The 23,320-nt window shown below is 55.8% G+C and carries 23 protein-coding genes; 7 read left to right on the top strand and 16 right to left on the bottom strand.

The genetic code is table 11. From position 1 onward, the window contains the following. Positions 1–225: 225 nt before the first annotated feature. A complete protein-coding gene (gene rne / locus ACN9MQ_RS08365; RefSeq protein WP_426021595.1) occupies positions 226–3,336 on the top strand; it encodes a ribonuclease E in 3,111 nt (1,036 codons plus the stop codon). A gap of 40 nt (positions 3,337–3,376) precedes the next feature. Here the strand turns inward: rne and ACN9MQ_RS08360 are convergent, their stop codons facing one another. Continuing rightward, the gene (locus ACN9MQ_RS08360) at positions 3,377–4,402 is read right to left on the bottom strand and encodes a LysR family transcriptional regulator (RefSeq protein ID WP_081308084.1); all 1,026 of its coding nucleotides are present in this window, start codon (positions 4,400–4,402) and stop codon (positions 3,377–3,379) included. A gap of 19 nt (positions 4,403–4,421) precedes the next feature. Here ACN9MQ_RS08360 and ACN9MQ_RS08355 point away from each other — a divergent pair, with 19 nt between their 5' ends. Next, positions 4,422–5,636: an MFS transporter gene (locus ACN9MQ_RS08355; protein ID WP_426021594.1), complete on the top strand. Its 1,215-nt coding sequence runs from the start codon at positions 4,422–4,424 to the stop codon at positions 5,634–5,636. 75 nt (positions 5,637–5,711) lie between these two features. On the opposite strand, the gene flgL is transcribed toward ACN9MQ_RS08355, so the two are convergent. From flgL to flgB, 11 genes are all read right to left on the bottom strand, one after another. Further along, a complete protein-coding gene (gene flgL / locus ACN9MQ_RS08350) occupies positions 5,712–6,665 on the bottom strand; it encodes a flagellar hook-associated protein FlgL (protein ID WP_014169564.1) in 954 nt (317 codons plus the stop codon). A gap of 14 nt (positions 6,666–6,679) precedes the next feature. Further along, positions 6,680–8,320: a flagellar hook-associated protein FlgK gene (gene flgK / locus ACN9MQ_RS08345; protein ID WP_426021593.1), complete on the bottom strand. Its 1,641-nt coding sequence runs from the start codon at positions 8,318–8,320 to the stop codon at positions 6,680–6,682. Positions 8,321–8,395: 75 nt separating this feature from the next. Further along, a complete protein-coding gene (gene flgJ / locus ACN9MQ_RS08340; RefSeq protein WP_063214591.1) occupies positions 8,396–9,349 on the bottom strand; it encodes a flagellar assembly peptidoglycan hydrolase FlgJ in 954 nt (317 codons plus the stop codon). Then, a complete protein-coding gene (locus tag ACN9MQ_RS08335; protein ID WP_014169561.1) occupies positions 9,349–10,446 on the bottom strand; it encodes a flagellar basal body P-ring protein FlgI in 1,098 nt (365 codons plus the stop codon). Before ACN9MQ_RS08335 ends, flgJ begins: the two co-directional genes overlap by 1 nt. Before the next feature lie 12 nt (positions 10,447–10,458). Further along, positions 10,459–11,157, bottom strand: a complete 699-nt coding sequence (gene flgH / locus ACN9MQ_RS08330) for a flagellar basal body L-ring protein FlgH (protein WP_023311139.1) — start codon at positions 11,155–11,157, stop codon at positions 10,459–10,461. Between the two features lie 57 nt (positions 11,158–11,214). Then, the gene (flgG, locus tag ACN9MQ_RS08325) at positions 11,215–11,997 is read right to left on the bottom strand and encodes a flagellar basal-body rod protein FlgG (RefSeq protein WP_008500810.1); all 783 of its coding nucleotides are present in this window, start codon (positions 11,995–11,997) and stop codon (positions 11,215–11,217) included. 11 nt (positions 11,998–12,008) lie between these two features. Next, positions 12,009–12,764, bottom strand: a complete 756-nt coding sequence (locus ACN9MQ_RS08320; RefSeq protein WP_032677871.1) for a flagellar basal body rod protein FlgF — start codon at positions 12,762–12,764, stop codon at positions 12,009–12,011. A 20-nt stretch (positions 12,765–12,784) separates the two neighbouring features. Next, positions 12,785–13,993 (bottom strand): flagellar hook protein FlgE, encoded by a 1,209-nt coding sequence (gene flgE, locus ACN9MQ_RS08315; protein ID WP_014169558.1) that lies wholly within the window; start codon positions 13,991–13,993, stop codon positions 12,785–12,787. 26 nt (positions 13,994–14,019) lie between these two features. Then, on the bottom strand, positions 14,020–14,730 hold the full coding sequence (gene flgD / locus ACN9MQ_RS08310) for a flagellar hook assembly protein FlgD (RefSeq protein ID WP_014169557.1): 711 nt from the start codon (positions 14,728–14,730) through the stop codon (positions 14,020–14,022). An 11-nt stretch (positions 14,731–14,741) separates the two neighbouring features. Next, positions 14,742–15,146 carry a flagellar basal body rod protein FlgC gene (gene flgC, locus ACN9MQ_RS08305; protein ID WP_013097138.1) on the bottom strand — a complete coding sequence of 135 codons (405 nt, stop codon included), beginning with the start codon at positions 15,144–15,146 and terminating at the stop codon, positions 14,742–14,744. A gap of 3 nt (positions 15,147–15,149) precedes the next feature. Beyond that, complete coding sequence (gene flgB / locus ACN9MQ_RS08300; protein ID WP_014169556.1) at positions 15,150–15,566, bottom strand: flagellar basal body rod protein FlgB; 417 nt, start codon at positions 15,564–15,566, stop codon at positions 15,150–15,152. Between the two features lie 157 nt (positions 15,567–15,723). Here flgB and flgA point away from each other — a divergent pair, with 157 nt between their 5' ends. From flgA to flgN, 3 genes are all read left to right on the top strand, one after another. Further along, positions 15,724–16,383: a flagellar basal body P-ring formation chaperone FlgA gene (flgA, locus tag ACN9MQ_RS08295; RefSeq protein WP_020884679.1), complete on the top strand. Its 660-nt coding sequence runs from the start codon at positions 15,724–15,726 to the stop codon at positions 16,381–16,383. Positions 16,384–16,476: 93 nt separating this feature from the next. Continuing rightward, positions 16,477–16,770, top strand: coding sequence for a flagellar biosynthesis anti-sigma factor FlgM (gene flgM, locus ACN9MQ_RS08290; protein WP_014169554.1), 294 nt, complete (start codon positions 16,477–16,479; stop codon positions 16,768–16,770). 4 nt (positions 16,771–16,774) lie between these two features. Beyond that, a complete protein-coding gene (flgN, locus tag ACN9MQ_RS08285) occupies positions 16,775–17,200 on the top strand; it encodes a flagella biosynthesis chaperone FlgN (protein WP_025204463.1) in 426 nt (141 codons plus the stop codon). 59 nt (positions 17,201–17,259) lie between these two features. On the opposite strand, the gene murJ is transcribed toward flgN, so the two are convergent. From murJ to rimJ, 4 genes are all read right to left on the bottom strand, one after another. Beyond that, complete coding sequence (gene murJ, locus ACN9MQ_RS08280) at positions 17,260–18,795, bottom strand: murein biosynthesis integral membrane protein MurJ (RefSeq protein ID WP_020884681.1); 1,536 nt, start codon at positions 18,793–18,795, stop codon at positions 17,260–17,262. Between the two features lie 191 nt (positions 18,796–18,986). Further along, complete coding sequence (locus ACN9MQ_RS08275; protein WP_063925094.1) at positions 18,987–19,910, bottom strand: Gfo/Idh/MocA family protein; 924 nt, start codon at positions 19,908–19,910, stop codon at positions 18,987–18,989. A 2-nt stretch (positions 19,911–19,912) separates the two neighbouring features. Then, complete coding sequence (locus tag ACN9MQ_RS08270) at positions 19,913–20,563, bottom strand: YceH family protein (protein ID WP_020884684.1); 651 nt, start codon at positions 20,561–20,563, stop codon at positions 19,913–19,915. A 9-nt stretch (positions 20,564–20,572) separates the two neighbouring features. After that, positions 20,573–21,157: a ribosomal protein S5-alanine N-acetyltransferase gene (gene rimJ, locus ACN9MQ_RS08265; RefSeq protein ID WP_013097146.1), complete on the bottom strand. Its 585-nt coding sequence runs from the start codon at positions 21,155–21,157 to the stop codon at positions 20,573–20,575. A gap of 236 nt (positions 21,158–21,393) precedes the next feature. Here rimJ and mdtH point away from each other — a divergent pair, with 236 nt between their 5' ends. Both mdtH and ACN9MQ_RS08255 read left to right on the top strand, forming a co-directional pair. Then, positions 21,394–22,602: a multidrug efflux MFS transporter MdtH gene (mdtH, locus tag ACN9MQ_RS08260; protein WP_014169547.1), complete on the top strand. Its 1,209-nt coding sequence runs from the start codon at positions 21,394–21,396 to the stop codon at positions 22,600–22,602. 124 nt (positions 22,603–22,726) lie between these two features. Then, positions 22,727–23,287, top strand: coding sequence for a lipoprotein (locus tag ACN9MQ_RS08255; RefSeq protein ID WP_020884685.1), 561 nt, complete (start codon positions 22,727–22,729; stop codon positions 23,285–23,287). Positions 23,288–23,320: the final 33 nt, after the last annotated feature.

Raw genomic sequence — 23,320 nt, 5'->3', positions numbered from 1 at the left:
CCGGTATAAGGATTGTTCTCTGGAGAGTTCTACCCAGGCAATTCCCCTGATAATTGCGCTGTGTTTCCGTATGAAATACAGGCAACCGACACTCTGCGCCTCTTAAGCGAGCGACAACCGTGAGGTTGGCGACGTGAATAGACACGAGGCCATCGGTTCATACCCCGGAAAGCGTCACCTTGCCCGCAGCTTTGTCGTCAATGTAAGAATAACGAGTAAGTTACGATGAAAAGAATGTTAATCAACGCAACTCAGCAAGAAGAGTTGCGTGTCGCCCTTGTGGATGGGCAGCGCCTGTACGATCTGGATATCGAAAGTCCTGGACACGAACAGAAAAAAGCGAACATTTACAAAGGTAAAATCACCCGCATTGAACCAAGCCTTGAAGCTGCATTTGTCGATTACGGTGCTGAGCGTCACGGTTTCCTCCCTCTGAAAGAAATCGCCCGCGAATATTTCCCTGCAAACTATAACTCCCATGGCCGCCCAAACATCAAAGATGTGCTGCGTGAAGGTCAGGAAGTCATTGTTCAGATTGATAAAGAAGAGCGTGGCAACAAAGGTGCCGCACTGACCACCTTTATCAGTCTTGCGGGAAGTTACCTGGTTCTGATGCCAAACAACCCGCGTGCCGGTGGTATCTCTCGCCGTATCGAAGGTGATGACCGTACCGAACTGAAAGAAGCGCTGGCAAGTCTTGAGCTGCCTGACGGCATGGGGCTTATCGTACGTACCGCAGGCGTCGGCAAATCTGCCGAAGCGCTGCAGTGGGACTTAAGCTTCCGTCTGAAGCACTGGGAAGCAATCCAGAAAGCGGCAGAAAGCCGCGCAGCGCCGTTCCTGATTCACCAGGAAAGCAACGTGATTGTGCGTGCCTTCCGTGACTACCTGCGTCAGGACATCGGTGAGATTCTGATCGATAACCCGAAAGTGCTTGAGCTGGCGCGCCAGCACATTGCTGCGCTGGGTCGTCCGGATTTCACCAGCAAAATCAAACTGTACACCGGTGAAATCCCGCTGTTCAGCCATTATCAGATCGAATCGCAGATTGAATCCGCTTTCCAGCGTGAAGTGCGTCTGCCATCCGGTGGTTCTATCGTTATTGATACGACCGAAGCGCTGACCGCCATCGACATCAACTCCGCACGTGCTACGCGCGGCGGTGATATCGAAGAGACCGCCTTCAACACCAACCTTGAAGCCGCTGATGAAATCGCCCGCCAGCTCCGCCTGCGTGACCTGGGTGGTCTGATTGTTATCGACTTTATCGACATGACCCCTGTTCGCCACCAGCGTGCGGTTGAAAACCGTCTGCGCGAAGCGGTACGTCAGGATCGTGCTCGTATCCAGATTAGCCATATCTCACGCTTTGGCTTGCTGGAGATGTCCCGTCAGCGTCTGAGCCCTTCACTCGGTGAATCCAGCCATCACGTCTGTCCGCGCTGCTCCGGTACCGGTACCGTTCGTGATAACGAATCTCTGTCCCTCTCTATTCTGCGTCTGATTGAAGAAGAAGCGCTGAAAGAGAACACCAAAGAGGTTCATGCCATTGTTCCCGTGCCAATTGCGTCCTACCTGCTGAACGAAAAACGTGCGGCCGTCAGCGCAATTGAATCACGCCAGGGCGATGTTCGCTGCATCATCGTACCTAACGATCAGATGGAAACCCCGCACTACCACGTGCTGCGTGTCCGTAAAGGTGAAGAGACCAGCACGCTCAGCTATCTGCTGCCTAAGCTGCATGAAGAAGAGATGGCGCTGCCTTCCGATGAAGAACCTGCCGAGCGCAAACTGCCAGAGCAGCCAGCCTTAGCAACCTTCATCATGCCTGAAGCTCCGCCAGAAACGGCACTGGAAAAACCCGTGACCAAATCGGTTGCGCAAAAACCAGAAGCCGTTGCGGTCAAAGCCCAGCCAGAACAACCGGGTCTGCTGAGCCGCCTCTTCGGTGCGCTGAAGAAGATGTTTGCAGGCGAAGAAGTCCAGCAGCCTGAGCAACCGAAAGAAGCACCGAAAGAAGCGAAACCTGAACGTCAGCAGGACCGTCGTAAACGTCAGAACAACCGCCGTGACCGTAACGATCGTAATGACCGTAACGAACGCCGTGACAACCGTTCGGACAATAATGAGGGTCGTGAGCAACGCGAAGACAACCGTCGCAACCGTCGCGAGAAGCAACCGCAGAATGTTGAAGATCGTGAAATTCGCCAGCAGGCGGGCGATGAGTCAGAGAAGAGCAAACAGCGCGACGAGCAGCAGCCACGCCGTGAGCGTAGCCGTCGCCGTAACGACGAGAAGCGCCAGGCGCAGCAGGAAGTCAAAAACCTGAACCGTGAAGAGCCTGTTGAACAGCAGGATAGCGAGCAGGAAGAACGTACTCAGGTTATGCCGCGTCGTAAGCAGCGTCAGCTGTCACAGAAAGTGCGTGTAGGTGCCCTGCCGGTAGAAGAGACCGTCATCGTCCCTGCAGAAGCAAGTGACACTGCACCAGGCACTCAACTGGCGAAAGTGGATCTGCCAGCCGTCGTCGAAAACAACGCTGAGCAAGACGATAACGGTGAAGGCCGTGATAACGCGGGTATGCCACGTCGTTCACGCCGTTCTCCGCGTCACCTGCGCGTCAGCGGTCAACGTCGTCGTCGTTATCGCGATGAGCGTTACCCGACACAGTCGCCAATGCCATTAACCGTAGCGTGCGCGTCTCCTGAAATGGCATCCGGTAAAGTCTGGATCCGCTACCCGGTTGCTCGTCAGGAGCAGGTTGTGGAAGAACAGGCTGTCACCGAAGAGGTGATTGCCCCGGTAACCGCAACTGAAGAAGCGGTAAGTGAAGCCGCTATCGTGGTTGAACCACAGGCCGTTGAGTCAGAAGCGCCTCATGCAGTAGACGTTGAAACCACACACCCTGAAGTGATTGCCGCGCCGGTTGACGCCGCACCGCAGCTTATTGCTGAAGAAGATACCGTGGTCGCTGAAGACGTTGTTGCTGAGGTTCAGCCAGCAGCAGCTATAGAAGAGACACCGGACGTGGTTGTTGAAACCGTGACTGAAGACGTGGTTCAGGACGTTGAAATTGACGTCGAACCGGTGCGTGAAGCCGCGAAAGCAGAAGAGCCAGAAGTGAAAGCCGAGCCGGTAATCACAGCGCCGGCCCCTGCTCACGTTGCGACAGCCCCGATGACTCGCGCACCTGCGCCGGAATATGTGCCGGAAGCACCGCGTCACAGTGACTGGGTCCGCCCTGCGTTCAACTTTGACGGTAAAGGCTCTGCCGGTGGCCACAGTGCAACGCATCAGGCGACGGCACCGGCTACCCGTCCGCAGTCTGTTGAGTAACGACACATAGCGTAAAAAGCCGACCTTCGGGTCGGCTTTTTTATTGCTCGCGTGCCGGCTTTCTCATACCCGCAATGTCCGGCATCACCCTCTTCATCATCTCCAGAAAACGGCGTAAACGCGCCGGATAATAACGCGACCACGGATAAACCAGATGAACCGGGAGCGCGGCGGGCTGCCACTGTGGAAGCAAATGCACTAAGCGCCCTTCCTGGATATCCTGCTTGACCGTCCAGCTTGAAACCATCGCCACCCCTAACCCTGTCAGGGCGGTATTGCGCGCAACATGCAGGCTATCCGTGCTTAGTCGTGGCGCAATGGAGATACGTTTTACCTGCGCAAGATCATCCCACAACTCCACATGTCGCTGATAGAACGTGCTGATGGCAATCCAGGGCAGCGCCTGCAGATCCTCCGGTGTGTGAACCGGCGCAAACTGGTCCAGCAGCGCAGGCGAAGCTACCACACAGCGTGGCACTTCCGCCAGCAGCACGGAGACGGTTGCCGGATCCACCTCTGCGCCAACTCGAATAGCACAATCCAGATTGTCGCTCAGAAAATCCACCGACTTATCGTTGAGCATCCACTCCACCGACAGCTGAGGATAACGCTGCAAAAACTCCGTTAACGGTCTCAGGAGCTGATCCTGCCCAAAGGCGTGCGGTGCACGTACCCGTAACACGCCGACCGGCTCGTCCTCTGTCTGACCGATTTCATCTTCCAGTGCCAGCCAGCTATCAATAACTCGCCGGGCATGTTGATAGCAGCGCTCGCCGTCATCGGTAAGTTTTGTTGCATGGGTGGTTCGCAATAAAAGCCGTACCCCCAGCAGCGTTTCCAGAGACTGAAGGCGGCGGCTCACCGTGGCCTGGCTCGTCGCAAGCAGTCTTGCCGCCCCGGATAGCGATCCGCTTTCCACAATACGAACAAATGTGCGCATGAGTTCAACCCTGTCTATACGCTCAACTCGCTTCATCATTTTCCCTGCTATACGCCAAACGTATAAGCGTTTTACCACCAGGCCCTCTACCGTCGCAAGGCGTAGTGATAAAAAATAGCGGCACATTATGAGTGAGGAACGTCTTATGAACACAACAACTGCTCCCCATGCCGCCAGTCGCTGGGTGATTTTTATGCTGGCTCTGGGGGCTGGCTTTAGCGTCGCATCCATTTACTACGCGCAACCGCTGCTGCCGCTGATAGGCGCCGACCTTCATCTTAGTATTGAAGGGATGGGGCTGGTCCCGACGCTGACCCAGGCAGGCTACGCGCTCGGTATTCTTTTTCTGTTGCCACTTGGCGATCGTCACGACCGCAGGACGTTAATCCTGATAAAAAGCGCCGCCCTGGCACTGTTTCTGCTGGGCTGCAGCCTGACCGGGCAGCAGCACTCATTGCTGCTGGCAAGCCTGCTGATTGGTATGGCCGCGACCATGGCACAGGATATCGTTCCCGCAGCGGCTATCCTCGCCCCCGAAGGGAAGCAGGGAAAAACCGTGGGAACCGTGATGACAGGGTTGCTGATGGGCATCTTGCTGTCGCGAACCGTCAGCGGTGTGGTGGGTGAAGCTTTTGGCTGGCGCGTCATGTATCAGCTGGCCGCTGTAAGCATCGCATTTATTGGGGCGGTGATGTGGCGGGTACTCCCGCGTTTTGCCATTCACTCCACGCTGAGCTATCCCGCCCTGATGCGCTCAATGGAACATCTGTGGCGTCGTTATCCGGCTCTGCGTCGTGCAGCACTGGCACAGGGTTTTCTGTCGATTGCCTTTAGCGCCTTCTGGTCAACGCTGGCGGTCATGCTGCTGGAGCGCTATCACCTGGGGAGCGCCATCGCGGGCGGTTATGGTATTGCCGGGGCCGCGGGGGCCTTAGCCGCCCCGCTGGCGGGAGGTCTGGCGGACAAGCTGGGCGCCGGAAAAGTCACGCAGCTTGGCGCAGCACTGGTTACCGTCTCGTTTGCCCTGATGTTCCTGATGCCCGCGCTCGGTCCTCATGGACAACTGATTCTGATTGCTGTCTCAGCCATCGGGTTTGATCTGGGCCTGCAGTCCAGTCTGGTGGCGCACCAGAATCTGGTCTATAGCCTTGAGCCTCAGGCCAGGGGGCGTCTTAACGCCCTGCTCTTTACGGTGGTCTTTATCGGCATGGCGTTGGGTTCGGCTGCGGGGAGTAAAATCTACACGCTGGCTGGCTGGACGGGCGTGGTTGCCCTGGCAACGGTATGCGGTGTCATTGCGCTGGCAATACGTCTGATTGAAAGTGCACGCGTCGCCTCCGCACCGGCAGAAATCGCGTAAAAAAAATGCCCAATCCACACGGATTGGGCAGTAAAACATGCCCAGTTTCAAGACATGTTCCAAGAGGTCAAGATCTTATCTGTTCAGCTGGAACAGGGACATGCCCTGCATATCGCTAAACGCTTTATAAGATGCCTGCAGCGCGGCCTGCTGCATGGTGTAAGAAGAGATCGCTGCGTTCCAGTCCACATCAACCAGGTCGCTCATCTGCTTAGTCTGGCCCAGTGCACGATCGTCACCAAGGTTATCCAGCTTTTCAAGCTCGTTCATCTTGGTACCTACATCAGCAGCGACAGTAAGAATGTTGTTCTGGGTGTTTGTGATGCCGGTTTGAGCATCAGAAATGATTTTCCCCTGCGCTTCAGCTGCAGCAGAGTCGGTATCGACGGGAACCTTAAGCGCGGTAATCGCCGTATCGAGGATCTTGAACATGTTCGTCTCGCCATATCCGCCACCAGGCAGTTCTTTGGCGTTACTGGTGATGCTTTCGAAGATCTGCTGACCCGTGTGGCTAATGACCATATTACGCGCGGTATCAACCTGCTGCGAAATAGCCTCAGTACCGCCTTTGTAATCACCGGTAACGGAATCAAACGGTGGCACTTCAGTCTTAAAGCCGGCAAAAATAAACCGACCATTACCATCCGCGGTGTTTGCAAGGTTCATCAATTGGTCGCGAATACCTTGCAAATCGCTCGCCAGCGACAGGCGATCGTCATCACTTAAGGTTGCGTTTCCGGCATAGACTAATTTCTCTTTAGCACTGGTGATAGCGGCAGTGACCTGGTTAAGCACATTATCTTCGAGAGAAACTTTTTGTGATGCGAACGATCTTGCCAACGCAAACTGGCTATTTTGTGACTGTGATTGTGACAGAACAATAGCCTGCGACGCCGCGATGGGATCGTCCGACGGGCGATTGACACGCTTGCCGGTGGACATTTGTTCACCATAACTCAACCACTTGCTCTGGGAATCGGTGATCCCGCGCATGTTTTGGTCGTACATCATCTGGGTGCTAATACGCATGTTTCACCTCAGCCTTAGCGAATATTAATGATTGCATCAAAGAGCGAGCTGGCAGTTTGTAAAACCTGCGCATTAGCGAGGTAATACTGCTGATAGCGCTGCAAATTGCCATACTCTTCGTCAAGGTTTACCCCTGAGATCGACTGCTGCTGTTTGGTTAACTGCGTCGCCACATTCGCTTTCGTTTCGCTGCTGGTTTTCAGTGCCGCTGTTGAGCTACCAACGGTACTGACGAGGGAAGCATAAGCATCATTGAAAGACTTATTCCCGCCGACAAGCTTGCTATTTTGCAGATCCAGCAATTTTTGACCGTTGCGGTTGTCACTTTCGCCACCGGCGCTTGTCGATGCCATCGCCAGTTTGGACTCATCATTAAACTTGAGTTCCATGTTTACGATGACATCAGAAACGGGCTTCACAACAAAACTGTCTTTGTTATTCGCGGTACCGCTCACGTTGACATTCAGGCCGTCGAAAGACAGATTGCCGCTCGCATCCGGACTCATCGTGAAACTGGTCTTATCCGACGTACGCGTAATGGTCCAGTCGGTTCCGTTGAACTGCAGCTTATAATCCGTTGCCTGGACTTTAGTACTGTCAGCCACGGAGGCTGTCAGCGCGGCGGTACCTGAATTCTTGCTGTTGGACACAACCGCAGGCGAACCAAAGTCAAAGAGCTTGCCGCCAGCATCGCCGTTAGCATCAAAACCCGCTTCATGCTGCTTGTTCATCGCGTCAGCAAAGGCCAGCGCCATCTGGTTAAGGCTATTACGCGCTTTATCCAGATCTTCAGAGCGGAAGGTGAGTAAACCGCCAAGGGTGCCGGTGGTAATCAGCTTCTCAGGAATTTCGATATTGCCGGAAACATCATCGGTATAGGCCAGCGTTGTACGGGTTGGGTCTGCGCTGGAATTCACCGCAGCCAGCTGGTTCGCTTTGCTCCCCTGTACCAGGCTGTAACCGGTGCCAAATGAGACGTTATACGTGCCGCCATCCTGCACAGAAACTTCAACACCGACAATTTTATTCAGTTCGCTCACCAGCTGATCGCGTTGATCGAGCAGGTCATTTGGTGATGAGCCAGCACCCACGCCGGTCAGACGGGAAATCTGATCGTTCAGATTCGCAATCTGTTTGGCGTAGTTATTAATTTGATCGACGCTGGCAGAAATCGCGGTATTCACCTGAGAATCCTGATCGCGAAGATACTGATCGTTAGTTTTAAACTGATTGACCAGGCCATCCGCTTTGCCCAGCACCGTCTGGCGCGCAGCCGGATCTTCCGCGTTGCTCACCAGCGTCTGCAGACTTTTGAAGAAGTCCTGCAGCGTGATAGAGAGCGAGTTGGTGGTATCCGAGAGCACATCGTCGATTTTTGACATCTGCTGATAGCGCGTAGTCAGGCCGCTGCTCTGGGTCTGCGCGGCGCGCAGCTGGTTGGTAATGAATGCATCATACTCACGCTGGACACCGGAGACATAAACCCCGTTACCTACCCAGCCACCGCCGGTCAGCGTGCTGTTCGACGCGCCCAGCACGGTTGTCTGGCGGGTATAACCTGCCACGTTATAGCTTGAAATATTATTACTGACGGTATTGAGTGCCGACTGCGCAGCACTGAGGCCACTCATGGCACTGTTAATCAAACTGGACATGGGGGTTCCTTTTATACGTTCAGACACGAGTCCTGATGAAGGTTATCGGCAGCCTCCACCGGGACTTGAGAACTTTCAGAACAGATTTTCGATATCTGTGCTATAGGCTTTACTGACCTTCTCGCCCATCGATTTCAGCTGCTGAATCATACTGGTGAGCTTACGCGCATAGTTCGGATCGGTGGCGTAGCCCGCATTCTGCAGTGCCTGAGCGCCCTGCTCCGCGGTTGCCGCCTGTGTAACGGCGGTGTAACGCGGATTTCGGCTCAACAGGCCCACATAGTCGGATAAGGCTTCCAGATAGGAGCTATAGACGCGGAATTTGGCTTTAACCTTCACCGCCGCACCGTTTTCATATTCAGTGGTGGTGATCTCGGTGGTCGGCCCCTTCCAGCTCGACGTGGCCTTCACGCCGAAGATGTTAAAGCTCGGATCGCCGTTTTCTTTACGGATCTGCCGCTGACCCCAGCCGGACTCCAGCGCCGCCTGCGCGAGGATCAGGTGGTGAGGCACGCCGCTCTGTTCACTGGCAAGACGTGCCGGCAGCGAGAGCTGCGCCAGGAAGTCTTTGCTGTCGCCAGAAAGTGGCTCATCGCTGGTACTCGTGGCCTTCGGTATGGCTTTGCGCACCATCTGCGTCAGGGCCTGATTTTGATAACTGGTCACCGTTTGCAGGTCGAACTTCATCGGCACCTGCTGTGGCTTATCATCAGGCTGGATGCCCTGCGCGGCTTCGGTCTGTTTGACAATCATATCAGCCAGACCGAGGCCTTTCCCGGCGGTCATCTGCTGCGCAATCTGCTGGTCATACATGCTGGTGTAAAGACGGGTTGAATCACTGCTGAACATCCCGTCTTTCGGCAGGGTTTCACGCATGCTTTTCAGCATCATCTGTACAAACATCCCTTCCACCTGGCGGGCGACCGGGCGGATATTCGCCGCCGGGTCCTTACCTGCTTTGGTTTTCAGTTCGTTGAGCGACTGGGCATCCCAGGCAGCACCGGTCAACAGCTTGCTATCGGTCAGCATCAGATGATTTCCAGTTTGGCGCGCAGACATCCCGCACTTTGCATGGATTGCAGAATCGACATCAGATCCATCGGCGTCGCCCCCAGGGCATTCAGGGCCCGAACCACGCTATTGAGGTTCGCGCTGGAGCGTACGCTCTGCAGCGACCCACCGCTCTGGCGCAAATCAATCTGCGTTTGTGGCGTCACCACGGTCTGGCCACCCCCGAACGGGGTATCAGGCTGACTGACGTTGGCGGAGCGGTTAACCGTCACGGAGAGGTTACCCTGCGCCACGGCACAGCTGTCGAGCGACACTTCGCGGTTCATCACGACCGAACCGGTGCGCGAGTTGATAATCACTTTGGCATCCTGAACCGGAACATTCACTTCCATATTCTGGATATCAGCCAGCATACGGACCTGGTTGCTGCTGCCGGTAGAGGTGCGGATCTGCACGGTACGGGCATCCAGTGCCGTGGCGCTGCCGTAGCCGCGGCTACGGTTGATGGTGTCGGCAATCTGCTGCGCCATCGTGAAGTCTTCATTATTCAGCTGCAGGTTAATGGTGTTGCCTGCGCCAAACTGGGTCGGCAGTTCACGCTCAATGATCGCACCATTGGTGATACGCCCGCCGTTCAGCTGGTTCACCTGCACACTGCTGCCGCCCGCAGACGCGCCGGCACCGCCGACCAGAATGTTCCCCTGCGCCAGCGCATAAACCTGGCTGTCGACCCCTTTCAGCGGAGTCATCAGCAGCGTGCCGCCACGCAGGCTTTTGGCGTTACCCATTGACGAGACCACGACATCAATTGTCTGCCCCTGGCGCGCGAACGCCGGGTAGGAGGCGGTGACCATGACCGCGGCCACGTTTTTCAGCTGCATGTTGGTTCCCGCCGGGACGGTAATACCGAGCTGGGAAAGCATGTTGTTCAAACTTTGAGTCGTGAATGGCGTCTGGGTGGTCTGGTCGCCCGTTCCGTCCAGACCCACCACCAGGCCATAGCCAATCAGCGAGTTTTCGCGTACGCCCTGAACGCTGGTGAGATCGCGAATACGGTCAGCCTGGGCAAACGTTGCCACCAGCGCCAGCGCCACGGCGAAGATCGATTTAAACATGGGTCACCTCGCTTACATCGGCGATAAGTTAAGGAAGAAACGCTGCAGCCAACCCATATTTTGCGCTTCATTGATGTAGCCGTTACCGACGTACTCGATGCGCGCATCCGCCACCTGGGTGGACGGAACGGTGTTGGTGCCGCTGATGGTGCGAGGATTAACCACGCCCGAGAAACGAATGAACTCAGTGCCCTGATTGATGGCGATCTGTTTTTCACCCACAACGTGTAAATTGCCGTTAACCAGCACCTGGTCAACCGTCACCGTCAGCGTGCCGCTAAAGGTATTGCTGGCATTCGCGCCACCTTTACCGTTAAAGGTATTGCCGCCAGAGGCCTCGACATCAGCACGCGCATTGCCGAACAGGCCCTGCAGATAGCGTGGAACGGTATCGAAACCGAAATTGGTTTTGCCATCGCGGCTGGCATTCGCCGACGAGCTCTTGCTCGCGCTGACGTTTTCCTGCAGCACAATGGTCAACGTATCGCCGACATTACGCGGGCGGCGATCTTCAAACAGCGGTTGATAGCCATAATTGATTGGCTGCGCGGTCTGGAAAATGGAGCCGTTCACCACTGGCGCCGGGCCAGGAACGGGTTGGGCGGTAGTCGCACCCTGCACTAAAGGTTTAGACGGGATCAAGGCACACCCGCTGAGGGTGACAGCCAGAACAGTCAGTATCGGATAACGAAACGCCGCGTTTTTTTGCATTGCCTTCATCTTCGAAAACAGGGAGCCGGCGCGGCGTTGACCGCACCGGGCTACACCTTAGAGTTGCGTCAGTTTCTGCAGCATCTGGTCGGTCGTCGACACTGCTTTACTGTTAATTTCATACGCGCGCTGGACCTGGATCATATTCACCAGCTCTTCCGCAACGTTCACGTTCGAGGTTTCCACATAACCCTGATACAACAGACCCGCACCGTTGAGGCCCGGGGTGCTTTCATTTGGCGTACCGGAGGATTGCGTTTCGGTGTAGAGGTTCTCACCAATGCTTTCCAGACCGGTGTCGTTCATGAAGGTGGTCAGGTTTAGTTGTCCAACCTGAACAGGTGCGGCCTGCCCCTGCTGCGTCACACTCACCACGCCGTCACGCCCGATAGTAATACTCAGGGCATTCGCCGGGATGGTAATCGCAGGCTGAACCTGGAAACCACCCGCCGTCACCAGCTGACCATTCTGATCGACCTGGAACGATCCGTCGCGGGTATAGGCAGAAGTACCGTCAGGCAACTGCACCTGGAAGAACCCCTGGCCTTTGATTGCCACGTCTTTGCTGTTGTTGGTCTGAGACAGGTTGCCCTGGCTATGCAGACGCTCGGTGGCTACCGGACGAACACCGGTACCAATCTGCAGACCGGATGGCAGTGTCGTTTGTTCAGAAGACTGCGCTCCAGGCTGGCGGATGGTTTGATAAAGCAAATCTTCGAAAACGGCACGCTGACGCTTGAAACCATTGGTGCTGACGTTTGCCAGGTTGTTGGCAATCACATCCATGTTGGTTTGCTGCGCGTCCAGGCCAGTTTTCGCGATCCATAAAGAACTGATCATAAGGAGTCCTGTTAACTCATAGCCAGAAGTTGGTTAGCCTTGCCCGCGTTTTCATCAACGCTGCTGATAATCTTCATCTGCATTTCAAAACGGCGGGCACTGGCGATCATGTCGGTCATCGCTTCGACCGGCTTGACGTTACTGCCTTCCAGAACGCCGGACATCACGCGGATGCTCGGATCGGCCTGTAACGTGGCACCCCGAGTGGCCTGGGTCGCCTGGCTCAGACGGAACATCCCGTCATCGCCACGCTGCACCTCTTTGCCTTCCGCCTTCACCAGCTTCAGACGCCCGACGGGCGCAACGGTATTGGCCGGATCGCCCGGGTTCAATGCCGAAATGGTCCCGTCGGCCGCGATAGTCAGCTCAGACCCTTCCGGCACCGTCAGCGGACCCGCTTCACCCATTACCGGATGCCCCTGAATCGTCAGCTGGCCCGTGGCACTCACCTGGATGTTACCGTTACGGGTATATCCTTCACCGCCGTCAGCGGTCTGCACCGCCAGCCAGCCGTCCTGTTGCAGGGCAACGTCCAGCGGGCGTGAGGTATAATCCATCTGCCCTGGCGTCATATCCGCACCCGGCGTAGAGGCCGTGACCAGCGTACGCGTCGGCAGGGAGAGCCCTTCCACCGGGACCGCACGCAGCGCATTAAGCTGCGCACGAAAGCCCGGTGTAGAGGCGTTTGCCAGGTTGCTGGCAGTAACAGCCTGCTGATTGAGCGTCTGGCTTGCCGCGCCCATCGCGGTATATATTGCGTGATCCATTGCGCTTTCCTGTCAGCCGCTTAACGCAGGTTAACCAGCGTGTTGAGGATCTGATCCTGGGTTTTGATGGTCTGCGCGTTCGACTGATAGTTACGTTGCGCGACGATCATGTTCACCAGTTCTTTACTCAGATCCACGTTAGACGCTTCCAGCGCACCGTTGGTCAGCGTACCGAAGTTACCGGAGCCCGCGGTACCCAGCAGCGCCACGCCGGAAGACTGGGTGGCAGACCAGACGTTATCGCCTTCAGACTTCAGACCTTCGTTGTTGGCGAAGTTAGCCAGCACGATCTGGCCCAGGGCCTGGGTCTGTTCGTTGGAGTAGTTACCCACCACGGTGCCGTCGTCGTTGATCTGGTAGCTCACCAGATCACCCGGTTTGTAACCGTTCTGGTTGGTTGCCACGATGTTATTCGCGCCGGTGTTCTGCTGCATGGAATTGGCGAAGCTCATCGCAAACGTGGCTGGCGTTGCACCTGGAACTGTGCCGGTGGTGATATTGATGCTGCCGCCGCCAGTCAGTACGCCGCTGGTGTTGAAGGTCAGCGTGGTCGCCAGGGATGGCGTGCTTCCTGCAACGCTGCCGTCCTGGGCATAGACTTTCCAGGAGTTTGCCGGAGTCGCGTCTTTAACGTAAAACAGGTTCATGTTGTGCGCATTACCCTGGCTGTCAAAGACCGTCACCGTCCCTTTTTTGTTGTAGCTGTCAGGGTTGGTCGGATCAAAGGCCGTGGTTGGCGCGGTGTCAGTGGAGTTCAGGTTGATCTGCTGGGACGCGGTGGTGGTGGATTTCGCCGCCATCAAGGTCGTTGGGATATTGATCGCCTGCGGGTTAGCGCCGGTCTGAACCGTTGGCGGGGTACCCGCAACAGGATAACCGGTTAATTGCAGACCCTGCATGTTCACCAGGTTACGGTTTTCGTCCAGTTTGAACTGACCGTTACGGCTGTAGAACACAGAGCCGTTGGAATCGACCATACGGAAGAAACCGTTCTGGCTGATGGCGACGTCCAGACCACGACCGGTGTTGGTCGTCGTACCGTCGGTAAAGTCCTGAGTGATGCCCGCAACTTTCACGCCCAGACCCACTTTGGAACCGGCAAACATATCTGCAAATGAGGCAGAACCGGATTTAAAACCATAGGTCGCGGAGTTGGCGATGTTGTTGCCAATGACATCCAGGTTGGTGGCCGCAGCATTCAGGCCGCTGACCGCTTGAGAAAAGGCCATGACTTACTCCTGATAAGTGTTAAGGCTTAGATAATCTGCCGAACTTCGTCGAGCGTGGTGGTACCCGAGGTACCCAAATCCAGTTTGTTACCGCCGGCGCCTTTAATCACGCCCTGAACCAGCGCGAACTGCAGCGGCTGCGCCACCAGTTGGGTGGTTCCGTTGCTGGCGCTGATCGCCACTTTGTAAGAACCGTTTGGTGCTTTCGTGCCGTCGGTCAGGCTGCCGTCCCAGGTAAAGGTGTGTACGCCTGCCTTCAGCTCACCAATCTCAATGGTGCGTACCACTGCCCCGCTCGCATCGCTGATCGTCGCAGTCACTTTGTCAGCCGGCTGCTGCAGCTCAACGCCAAACGGCGTGGTGGTCGTGGTTGACGTCCCCTCGGTAGTGCTGGTGCCGGCAAGGATCGTGGTCCCCGGGATCATCACCCCATGACCAATCAGATTCGCAGCCTGCAGAGACTGGCTGTTGTCAATCTGACCGGAAACGGAGCCAAGGGTGGTGTTGAGTTTTTCAATGCCGCTGACGGTACTGATCTGCGCCAGTTGCGTGGTCAGCTCGTTGTTCTGCATCGGATTGGTGGGATCCTGGTTCTTCAGCTGCGCCACCAGCAGCGTCAGAAAGCTGCTCTGCAGATCGGACGCGTTACTGCCCGTCAGGGCGTTGGAACCCGTCGAACTTTTGGCGCCATTAACACCTGAGTTCGTGGGATCATTCACATTTACGGCGATGGACATGCATGTCTCCTTTACTGGCCGAGAGTGAGTGTTTTGAGCATCATGCTCTTCACGGTATTAAGCACTTCGACGTTTGCCTGGTAACTGCGTGACGCCGACATGGAGTTCACCATCTCACCCACCACATCCACGTTAGGCATTTTTACGTAACCGTTCGCATCCGCCAGCGGGTTGCCAGGCTCATACACCAGCTTGTCCGGTGCCTGGCTCTCAACCACATCAGAGACTTTCACACCGCCGGTGGCCGCGCCTGGTGCCGCATCGACCTGAAAGACGACCTGTTTCGCACGATAAGGCTGACCGTCTGGTCCGGTCACGCTGTCGGCGTTCGCCAGGTTACTGGCGGCTACGTTTAGACGTTTGGACTGCGCGGTAAGCGCCGAGCCGGCGATATCAAAAATATTCAGCAAGGCCATTTATCAGTTGCCCCCCTGCAGGACGTTCATCATGCCTTTGATTTGTCCGCCGAGAACGGTCAGGCCTGTCTGGTACTTCAGGCTGTTATCGGCAAACTGTGTACGTTCCCGGTCCATGTCCACGGTGTTACCGTCGAGTGAAGGCTGGTCGGGAATGCGATAAAGCAAATCGGTCGTTGGTGCGGTCATCGTCTGAGCGGGAATATGGCGTGAGGAGGTCAGCGCGAGCGCGACACCGCTCCCTTCTGCGCGTCCACGCTCCATCACTTTTTTAAGCTCACTGGAAAAATCAATATCGCGCGCCTGATACCCTGGCGTATCGGCGTTAGCGATATTGGCGGCTAAAATTTCCTGCCGCTGGGCACGTAAATTGAGCGCTTCCTGCTGAAAACGTAACGCGGCGTCGAGTTTATCGAGCATGTCTCCTCCGCTGATGGCAAAATTTCAGTTCACAGCTTAAATCTCAACCCATCCGCCTTATCGACGGAATAAGCGCAAAATGCGTCGCTATTTATTGCGTTGATGAAAAACCACTGCAGGTAGAATTCACTCAATTCTGGAAACGGTGGAACTTGCGATGCAAACGTTAAAACGTGGCCTGATGGCAACTTTCTTGCTTTTTAGCCCCCTGGTGCAGGCGGATGGTTTACAGGATCAGCTAAACACCTTTTTTGCCCAGAAGCTGGCGGGCTTTAGCGATGAAGTTGTCGTCACGGTACGCACGCCACCGAATCTTTATCCATCCTGTGAGCAGCCGTCATTTACCGTGACCGGCACCACCAGACTGTGGGGGAACGTGAACGTGCTGGCACGCTGCGCCAACGAAAAACGGTATTTACAGGTTGCAGTCCAGGCGACAGGCAATTATGTTGTCGCCGCTGTCCCCATTGCCCGGGGTACCGCACTGCAGGCCAACAGCGTGACGTTGAAGCGCGGCCGTCTGGATCAGCTGCCGCCACGGACAATGCTTGAAATTAACCAGGCGCAGGACGCCGTCAGCCTGCGTGATGTCGCACCGGGCCAGCCGATACAGCTGTCGATGCTGCGCCAGGCGTGGCGCGTCAAGGCGGGTCAACAGGTGATGGTGGTGGCCAATGGAGATGGCTTCAGTATCAACAGTGAAGGGAAAGCGTTAAACAATGCCGCGGTGGCGCAAAATGCCCGCGTCAGAATGTCTTCAGGGCAGGTGGTTAGCGGAACCGTCGATTCTGATGGGAATATTCTGATTAACCTATAATCTTTTTAAAGATTTCGCTGCAGCTGCCGATAAATATTCAACTATTGATGATGTCAGGCGCCAACGCCGCGAACCCTCGATGAGGACAACACTATGAGCATTGATCGTACATCAGCCCTGAAGCCGGTAAGCGCTGTACAACCTCGCGAAACGAATGACGCTACGCCGCAGAAAACGCGTCTGGAAAAACCGTCAACGTCTAACAGCACCAGCGTAACCCTGAGCGATGCCCAGGCAAAACTGATGCAGCCAGGCGGCAACGATATCAACATGGAACGCGTTGAAGCGCTGAAAACGGCTATTCGTAACGGCGAGCTGAAAATGGACACCAGCAAAATTGCTGACGCCCTGATTCAGGAAGCGCAGAGTTTCTTACAGAGTAACTAACCGTATGAGTCGACTGTCAGAAATACTGGATCAAATGACGGTTGTCCTGAACGACCTGAAAACGGTAATGGACGCTGAGCAACAGCACCTCTCTTCCGGTCACATCAACGGCAGCGCGTTGCAGCGTATTACTGAAGACAAAAGCTCGCTTCTGGCGACGCTGGATTACCTTGAGCAGCAACGTCGCGCTGAGCAGGATCCTAAGCGCAGTGCTAACGACGATATCGTTGAGCGCTGGCAGACTATTACAGAAAAAACCCAGCACCTTCGCGATCTCAACCAGCATAACGGCTGGCTGCTTGAAGGTCAGATAGAGCGTAATCAGCAAGCGCTTGAGGTGTTAAAACCGCATAAAGAAACCGGGCTGTACGGTGCGGATGGGCAGACAGCGACGGCACGTATTACGGGCGGGAAAAAGATTTCGATTTGAAGCATAAGCGACAAATCAAGCAGTGGGGAGCACCATAAGGTGAACTCCCCTTTTGGTGTTTATGCCGTACGGCGGGCAAACTCTTTCACTTTGAAGCCCAACACGGCGAGGGTGGCAAAGTAAGCCACAACCCCAACACCCACCACGGCCATCAGTCGCAGCAGACGATAAGGCATGGTGCCGAGCGACCACTCCGGCATCACGTGCATCATGCCGAGCAACGCCGCTGCCATCACCAGCACCGCGATAACCAGTCGCACAAGGAAACTCGCCCAGCCCGGCTGCGGCGTGAAGATATCCTGCTTACGCAGCTGCCAGTACAACAGCCCGGCATTCAGACAGGCCGCCAGACCAATAGACAGAGCCAGCCCCGCGTGCTTCAGCGGGCCAATAAACGCCAGGTTCATCAACTGGGTCATCACCAGCGTCACCAGGGCAATCTTCACCGGCGTTTTAATGTTCTGACGGGAGTAGAACCCTGGTGCCAGCACTTTAACAACAATCAGCCCCATCAATCCCACCGAGTACGCCACCAGCGCCTGCTGAGTCATGGACGCATCATGGGCTGAAAATTTACCGTACTGGAACAGCGAGACGGTCAGCGGTTTCGCGAGGATCCCCAGCGCCACCGCGCTTGGCAGTGCCAGCAGGAAACAGAGGCGTAAGCCCCAGTCCATCAGGCGGCAATACTCATCATGGTTGCCGCTGGCAAAGCTTTTAGAGAGCGACGGCAGCAGAATCGTCCCCAGCGCGACGCCCAGTACGCCAGAAGGAAACTCCATCAGACGGTCAGCATAGTACATCCAGGAGACCGAACCGGACACCAGGAAAGAGGCAAAGATGGTATTGATGATAAGTGAGATCTGGCTGACAGAAACCCCGAGGATTGCAGGTCCCATCTGCTTCATGACGCGCATTGCGCCAGCATCACGGAAATTAATGCGCGGCAGAACCAGCATGCCAATTTTCTTCAGATGCGGCAGCTGATATGCCAGCTGCAGGACGCCGCCCACGGTCACCGCCCAGGCCAGCGCCAGTACCGGCGGGTTGAAATGCGGTGCGGCAAACAGGGCAAAGCCAATCATGCTGACATTCAAAAACGTCGGCGCAAACGCCGGAACGGAGAAGCGGTTCCAGGTATTGAGGATTGCCCCCACCAGCGAGGCCAGTGAGATCAGCAGAATATAAGGAAAGGTAATGCGCAGCAGCTGGGTGGTAAGCGCAAATTTATCAGCGGTGTCGGCAAACCCCGGCGCGGTCACCATAATCACCCAGGGCGCAGCCAGCATCCCCAGGACTGTCACAATAGCCAGCGCCAGCGTCAGCAGCCCGGAGACGTAGGCGACAAACACCCGCGTAGCATCTTCGCCCTGCTTGCTTTTATATTCCGCCAGAATTGGAACGAAGGCCTGCGAGAAAGCCCCCTCAGCAAAAATACGGCGCAATAAATTCGGCAGTTTGAACGCGACGAAAAAGGCGTCCGTTGCCATCCCAGCACCAAAAACCCTTGCCACAATGGCATCGCGCGCAAAACCCAGTACGCGAGAAAACATGGTCATCGAGCTGACGGCTGCCAGCGATTTTAATAAGTTCATTAATGTGAATTTCCACAACCATACGGCAAAACGCCTGCAGAGCAGGCGTAATGAATGCCCGACGGCGTTGCGCTTGCGCAGGCCTTCGGATTTGCAGGCCGGGTAGGCGAAAAGCCTCCCGGCGAAACCAACAATCGGCGCTTAGTCTACCCGGATTTAAGGGAATTACTATCGGCAGATGTTACAGAGGGTTATTCACTCATGGCCTCTCGCCAGAGCCGTTCCACGATGCGTTGCGCCATGATGGCCTGTTCACCGGCGGTTTCCGGAACCGTCTGATTTTGCACGCAGCTAATGAAGTGACGGGCGCATCCCGCGAAGCCGCGTTGCTCCAGAGTGCTCTGCCAGCCAGGCGCCGGAAGCGTGACCACACCGTTGCCCTTCTCTTCACGCCACTCCCGCATGTCGGTGATGTCATACAGCGCACCGTCAGTGACGGCCTGGACAAACTCCCGCTGACTGCCCGCACGACGATGCATGCTGGTGGTCACCTGCAGATGTTCCAGCGCAAAGTGGTGCTCGGCGTAGACCATCTCGCCCAGATCGTTGGTCATCAGGGTCCCGCTTTTCAGCTGAGCCTGGCCGTTTGTCAGCCAGAGCGCCGTGTCCACCACGTGCAGATAATCATCGAGAAGCGTAAAGCGCAGATCGCTTGGCCCGACGCTGTCGGTACGGTGTTTATCCATCCTCAGGGAGGCCAGCGCGCCCGGCTGTGACTTCAGCTGCTGATAAAGCGGAGCGAAGCGGCGGTTAAAGCCCACCATCAGCGTCAGGTTCTTGCGTGCCGCCAGCTCTATCAGTCGCTCGGCATCCTGAACGTTCTCCGCCAGGGGCTTATCCACACAGACGTGAACACCGGCATTCAGCAGTTCGCTGACCACCTGATAGTGTGTTGCCGTTGAGGTATGCACAAATACCGCATCGCACTCGCGGGCAAGATCCGACAGCGAAGCGGCATAAGGTATCCGCCAGGTTGCGCAGATGCGTTCAGCCTTCTCGCGGGTAGGTGACCACGCGCCCTGAAGCGTCCAGTCCGTTGCCGCGCCTAATACCGGTAACCAGGCTTTTTGTGCAATACCGCCAAGCCCCACCACGCCTACACGTAATTTTTTCACTGTTAATCTCCCAAATGTGCCAGCAGTGCGTCCAGGCGCTGTTTCAGCCCAGCGACCTCCTCTTCCAGCGCGTCCACGCGCGCCGTCAGGCTGCCGCTGACAACAGTGGACTCTTGTTCCGTTGCCAGCGTCGCGGTATCCACCTCGCCACTGAAGAGATGCATATAGCGGCTCTCACGCTTGCCCGGTTCGCGTGCCAGACGCACCACGTAAGGGCCATCCTCACGGGTTGCAAGCCCTTCCAGGGTTTGTTCCACTTCCTGCATATCCGCAAACTCATGCATACGGGAAGCCCGCGTGCGCAGCTCGCCGGGAGTTTGTGCCCCGCGCAGTAAAAGGGTCGTGATCACCGCCACTTCCGCGGCGCTCAACTTCAGGTCGCCGAATTCGGAATTACAAAAACGTTGTTCGTACTTGGTGACGCGGTTTCCGAAGCCGCTGACGGTGCGCAGATAATGGCGTTTCACCAGTTCATCCAGCACATCCTGAACGTCATGCTCACTGAGGTTCATTACCGGCTCGCGGTTGGTCTTTTGGTTGCAGGCCATCATGACGGCGTTGACAGAGAGCGGATATTGCTCCGGCGTCGTGACCTGTTTTTCCAGCAGGCATCCGACGACGCGCGCTTCTGCACCGCTTAACTGATATTTCATCTCTTCTCCTTAGCGACCCGCTGTCCAGTCCCGGGTGGTTAATGCCGTGAGGACATGGTCGCGCCATTCTCCATCTATCAGCAGATAGTCTTTGGCGTAACCCTCTTTCTCAAACCCTAAACGCGCCAGCAAATTACCGCTACGCTGATTATGCGGCATATAGTTCGCCATAATACGATGGATATGTTGCGTGCGTTGCATATAACGGATCGCCACCGTTAATGCTTCATACATCAGCCCCTGCCCCTGCCATTTCTGACCGATGGAGTAGCCGAGGTAGCAGGCGTGAAACGATCCGCGCACGACGTTTGAAAAGTTGGCGATGCCGATAATCTCTTTTTCTTCGGGATCCAGCAGCGCAAAATAAAACGCACTTCCCTGCTTATGAAATTCCGCAATCATACTGAGGCGCGCCTGCCAGCCAGATGGGTAACAATGGCTCTCATCCCGAACGGGTTCCCAGGGTTTTAAAAACTGGCGATTCTCGGCGTAATAATCCGCCAGACGCCAGGCATCACGCTCATGCACCAGACGAACGACCAGCCTGTCCGTTGTCAGACGCACTTTTGGCACATTACTGCGATAGCCAAACATCGATACCACTCCTTCCCGTCACTTCTGCTGACCCATTAGCTTTACTATACCTGTGCCTGCGCCGTCTGTGAAAACAGTGACATACCATTTTGACCTCTTTTCACATTTTTCGATGAGAACTCTCTATCAAAGCGCTCTTTTGATAAAAAAATATTGTCACGCCCAGGGGTGGGAAAACGCGCAGTAACCCCGCAGAATGTTAGCGTGCTCACCATCCTGTTTTCCCTGGAGGGAAAATGTCCCGCGTATCACAGGCGAGGAGCCTGGGTAAATATTTCCTGCTAGTCGATAACATGCTGGTCGTGCTCGGCTTTTTTGTCGTGTTTCCTCTTATCTCGATCCGCTTTGTCGATCAGATGGGCTGGGCGGCGCTGATGGTTGGCATCGCGCTGGGTTTACGCCAGTTTGTCCAGCAAGGCCTTGGGGTGTTTGGCGGCGCCATTGCTGACCGCTTCGGCGCGAAACCGATGATTGTGACCGGTATGCTGCTTCGTGCGGCAGGCTTTGCCACGATGGCGGTTGCCCATGAGCCCTGGCTTCTGTGGTTCTCCTGCTTTCTCTCCGGGATCGGCGGAACCCTGTTTGACCCGCCGCGCACCGCGCTGGTGGTGAAGTTAATTCGCCCGCAGCACCGCGGACGTTTCTTCTCGATTTTGATGATGCAGGACAGCGCGGGCGCGGTAATTGGCGCGCTTCTGGGGAGCTGGTTGCTGCAGTACGATTTCCGTCTGGTCTGCGCGGCTGGCGCGGTGCTCTTTATTCTGTGCGCCCTCTTTAATGGCCTGTATCTGCCAGCATGGAAATTGTCGACGGTAAAAGCGCCGGTACGCGAAGGGCTGGGCCGCGTCCTGCACGACAAACGTTTTGTCACCTACGTATTGACCCTGACGGGTTACTACATGCTTGCCGTGCAGGTGATGCTGATGCTGCCTATCATGGTGAATGATATTGCGGGAACCCCGGCCGCCGTGAAATGGATGTACGCCATCGAAGCCGCGCTTTCGCTGACGCTGCTCTATCCGATTGCCCGCTGGAGCGAACGGCGTTTTCGCCTGGAGCATCGTCTGATGGCCGGGCTGTTTTTAATGACGCTGAGCATGATGCCCATCGGTCTGGTGAATTCTCTCCAGCAGCTGTTTACGCTGATTTGCACCTTCTATATCGGCTCTATCATCGCCGAGCCGGCTCGTGAGACGCTGAGCGCCTCGCTTGCAGATGCGCGTGCCCGCGGCAGCTATATGGGGTTCAGCCGACTCGGTCTGGCCTTTGGTGGGGCTTTGGGTTACGCCGGCGGCGGCTGGCTGTTTGATGCAGGCAAAGCGCTGAATCAACCGGAACTGCCGTGGATGATGCTCGGCGCGGTGGGCTTTATGACGCTGCTGGCCCTCTGGTGGCAGTTCAGCCAGAAGCGCAGCGCAAGCGGCATGCTCGAACCGGGCGCGTAGCCCTTCCCTCTGGCGGGAGGTCGCTCCCGCCTCACTTCTCAGTTTTTTCTGCTGGTTTCTGCCATTTCACACTGACATACTGACGTAACAGGACAGAAGCGCCGATTTTTCGTTGAGGAACACTATGAAGAAAATTGTCATTGCCGCTGCATTCATTGTCAGCGGTCTGCTGGTGGGCTGTAACCAGCTTACGCAATACACCGTCAGTGAACAGGAAATTAATCAGGCGCTGGAAAAACATAACAACTTTTCAAAAGACATCGGCGTGCCCGGGCTTGCCGATGCGCATATCGTCCTCAGCAACCTGACCAGCCAGATAGGACGTGAAGAGCCAAACAAAGTGACGCTGAACGGGGATGCGAACCTCGATATGACCTCCCTCTTCGGCAACCAGAAAGCCAACATCAAGCTGAAGCTAAAAGCGCTGCCGGTCTTTAACAAAGAGAAAGGGGCTATTTACCTGCAGGAGATGGAAGTCGTCGATGCGGAAGTCACGCCGGACAAGATGAAATCTGTGCTGCAAACCCTGATGCCTTATCTGAATCAGTCGCTGCGTAACTATTTTAATCAGCAGCCAGCCTATGTCTTAAGTGAAGACAAGAGCAAGGGTGAAGCGCTTGCGAAAAAGTATGCTAAAGGGATAGAGGTGAAACCGGGAGAAATCATTATTCCCTTTACTGATTAATCCGTAGGGCGCCGAGGCGCCCTTTTTTTTACG

Origin of the sequence: Enterobacter sp. R-25 (genome assembly GCF_049913205.1) — a bacterium.
Classification (GTDB): Bacteria; Pseudomonadota; Gammaproteobacteria; order Enterobacterales; family Enterobacteriaceae; genus Enterobacter; species Enterobacter ludwigii.
The sequence above is the reverse complement of the archived record's forward strand: the minus strand, read 5'-3'. Positions and strand labels throughout refer to the sequence as shown.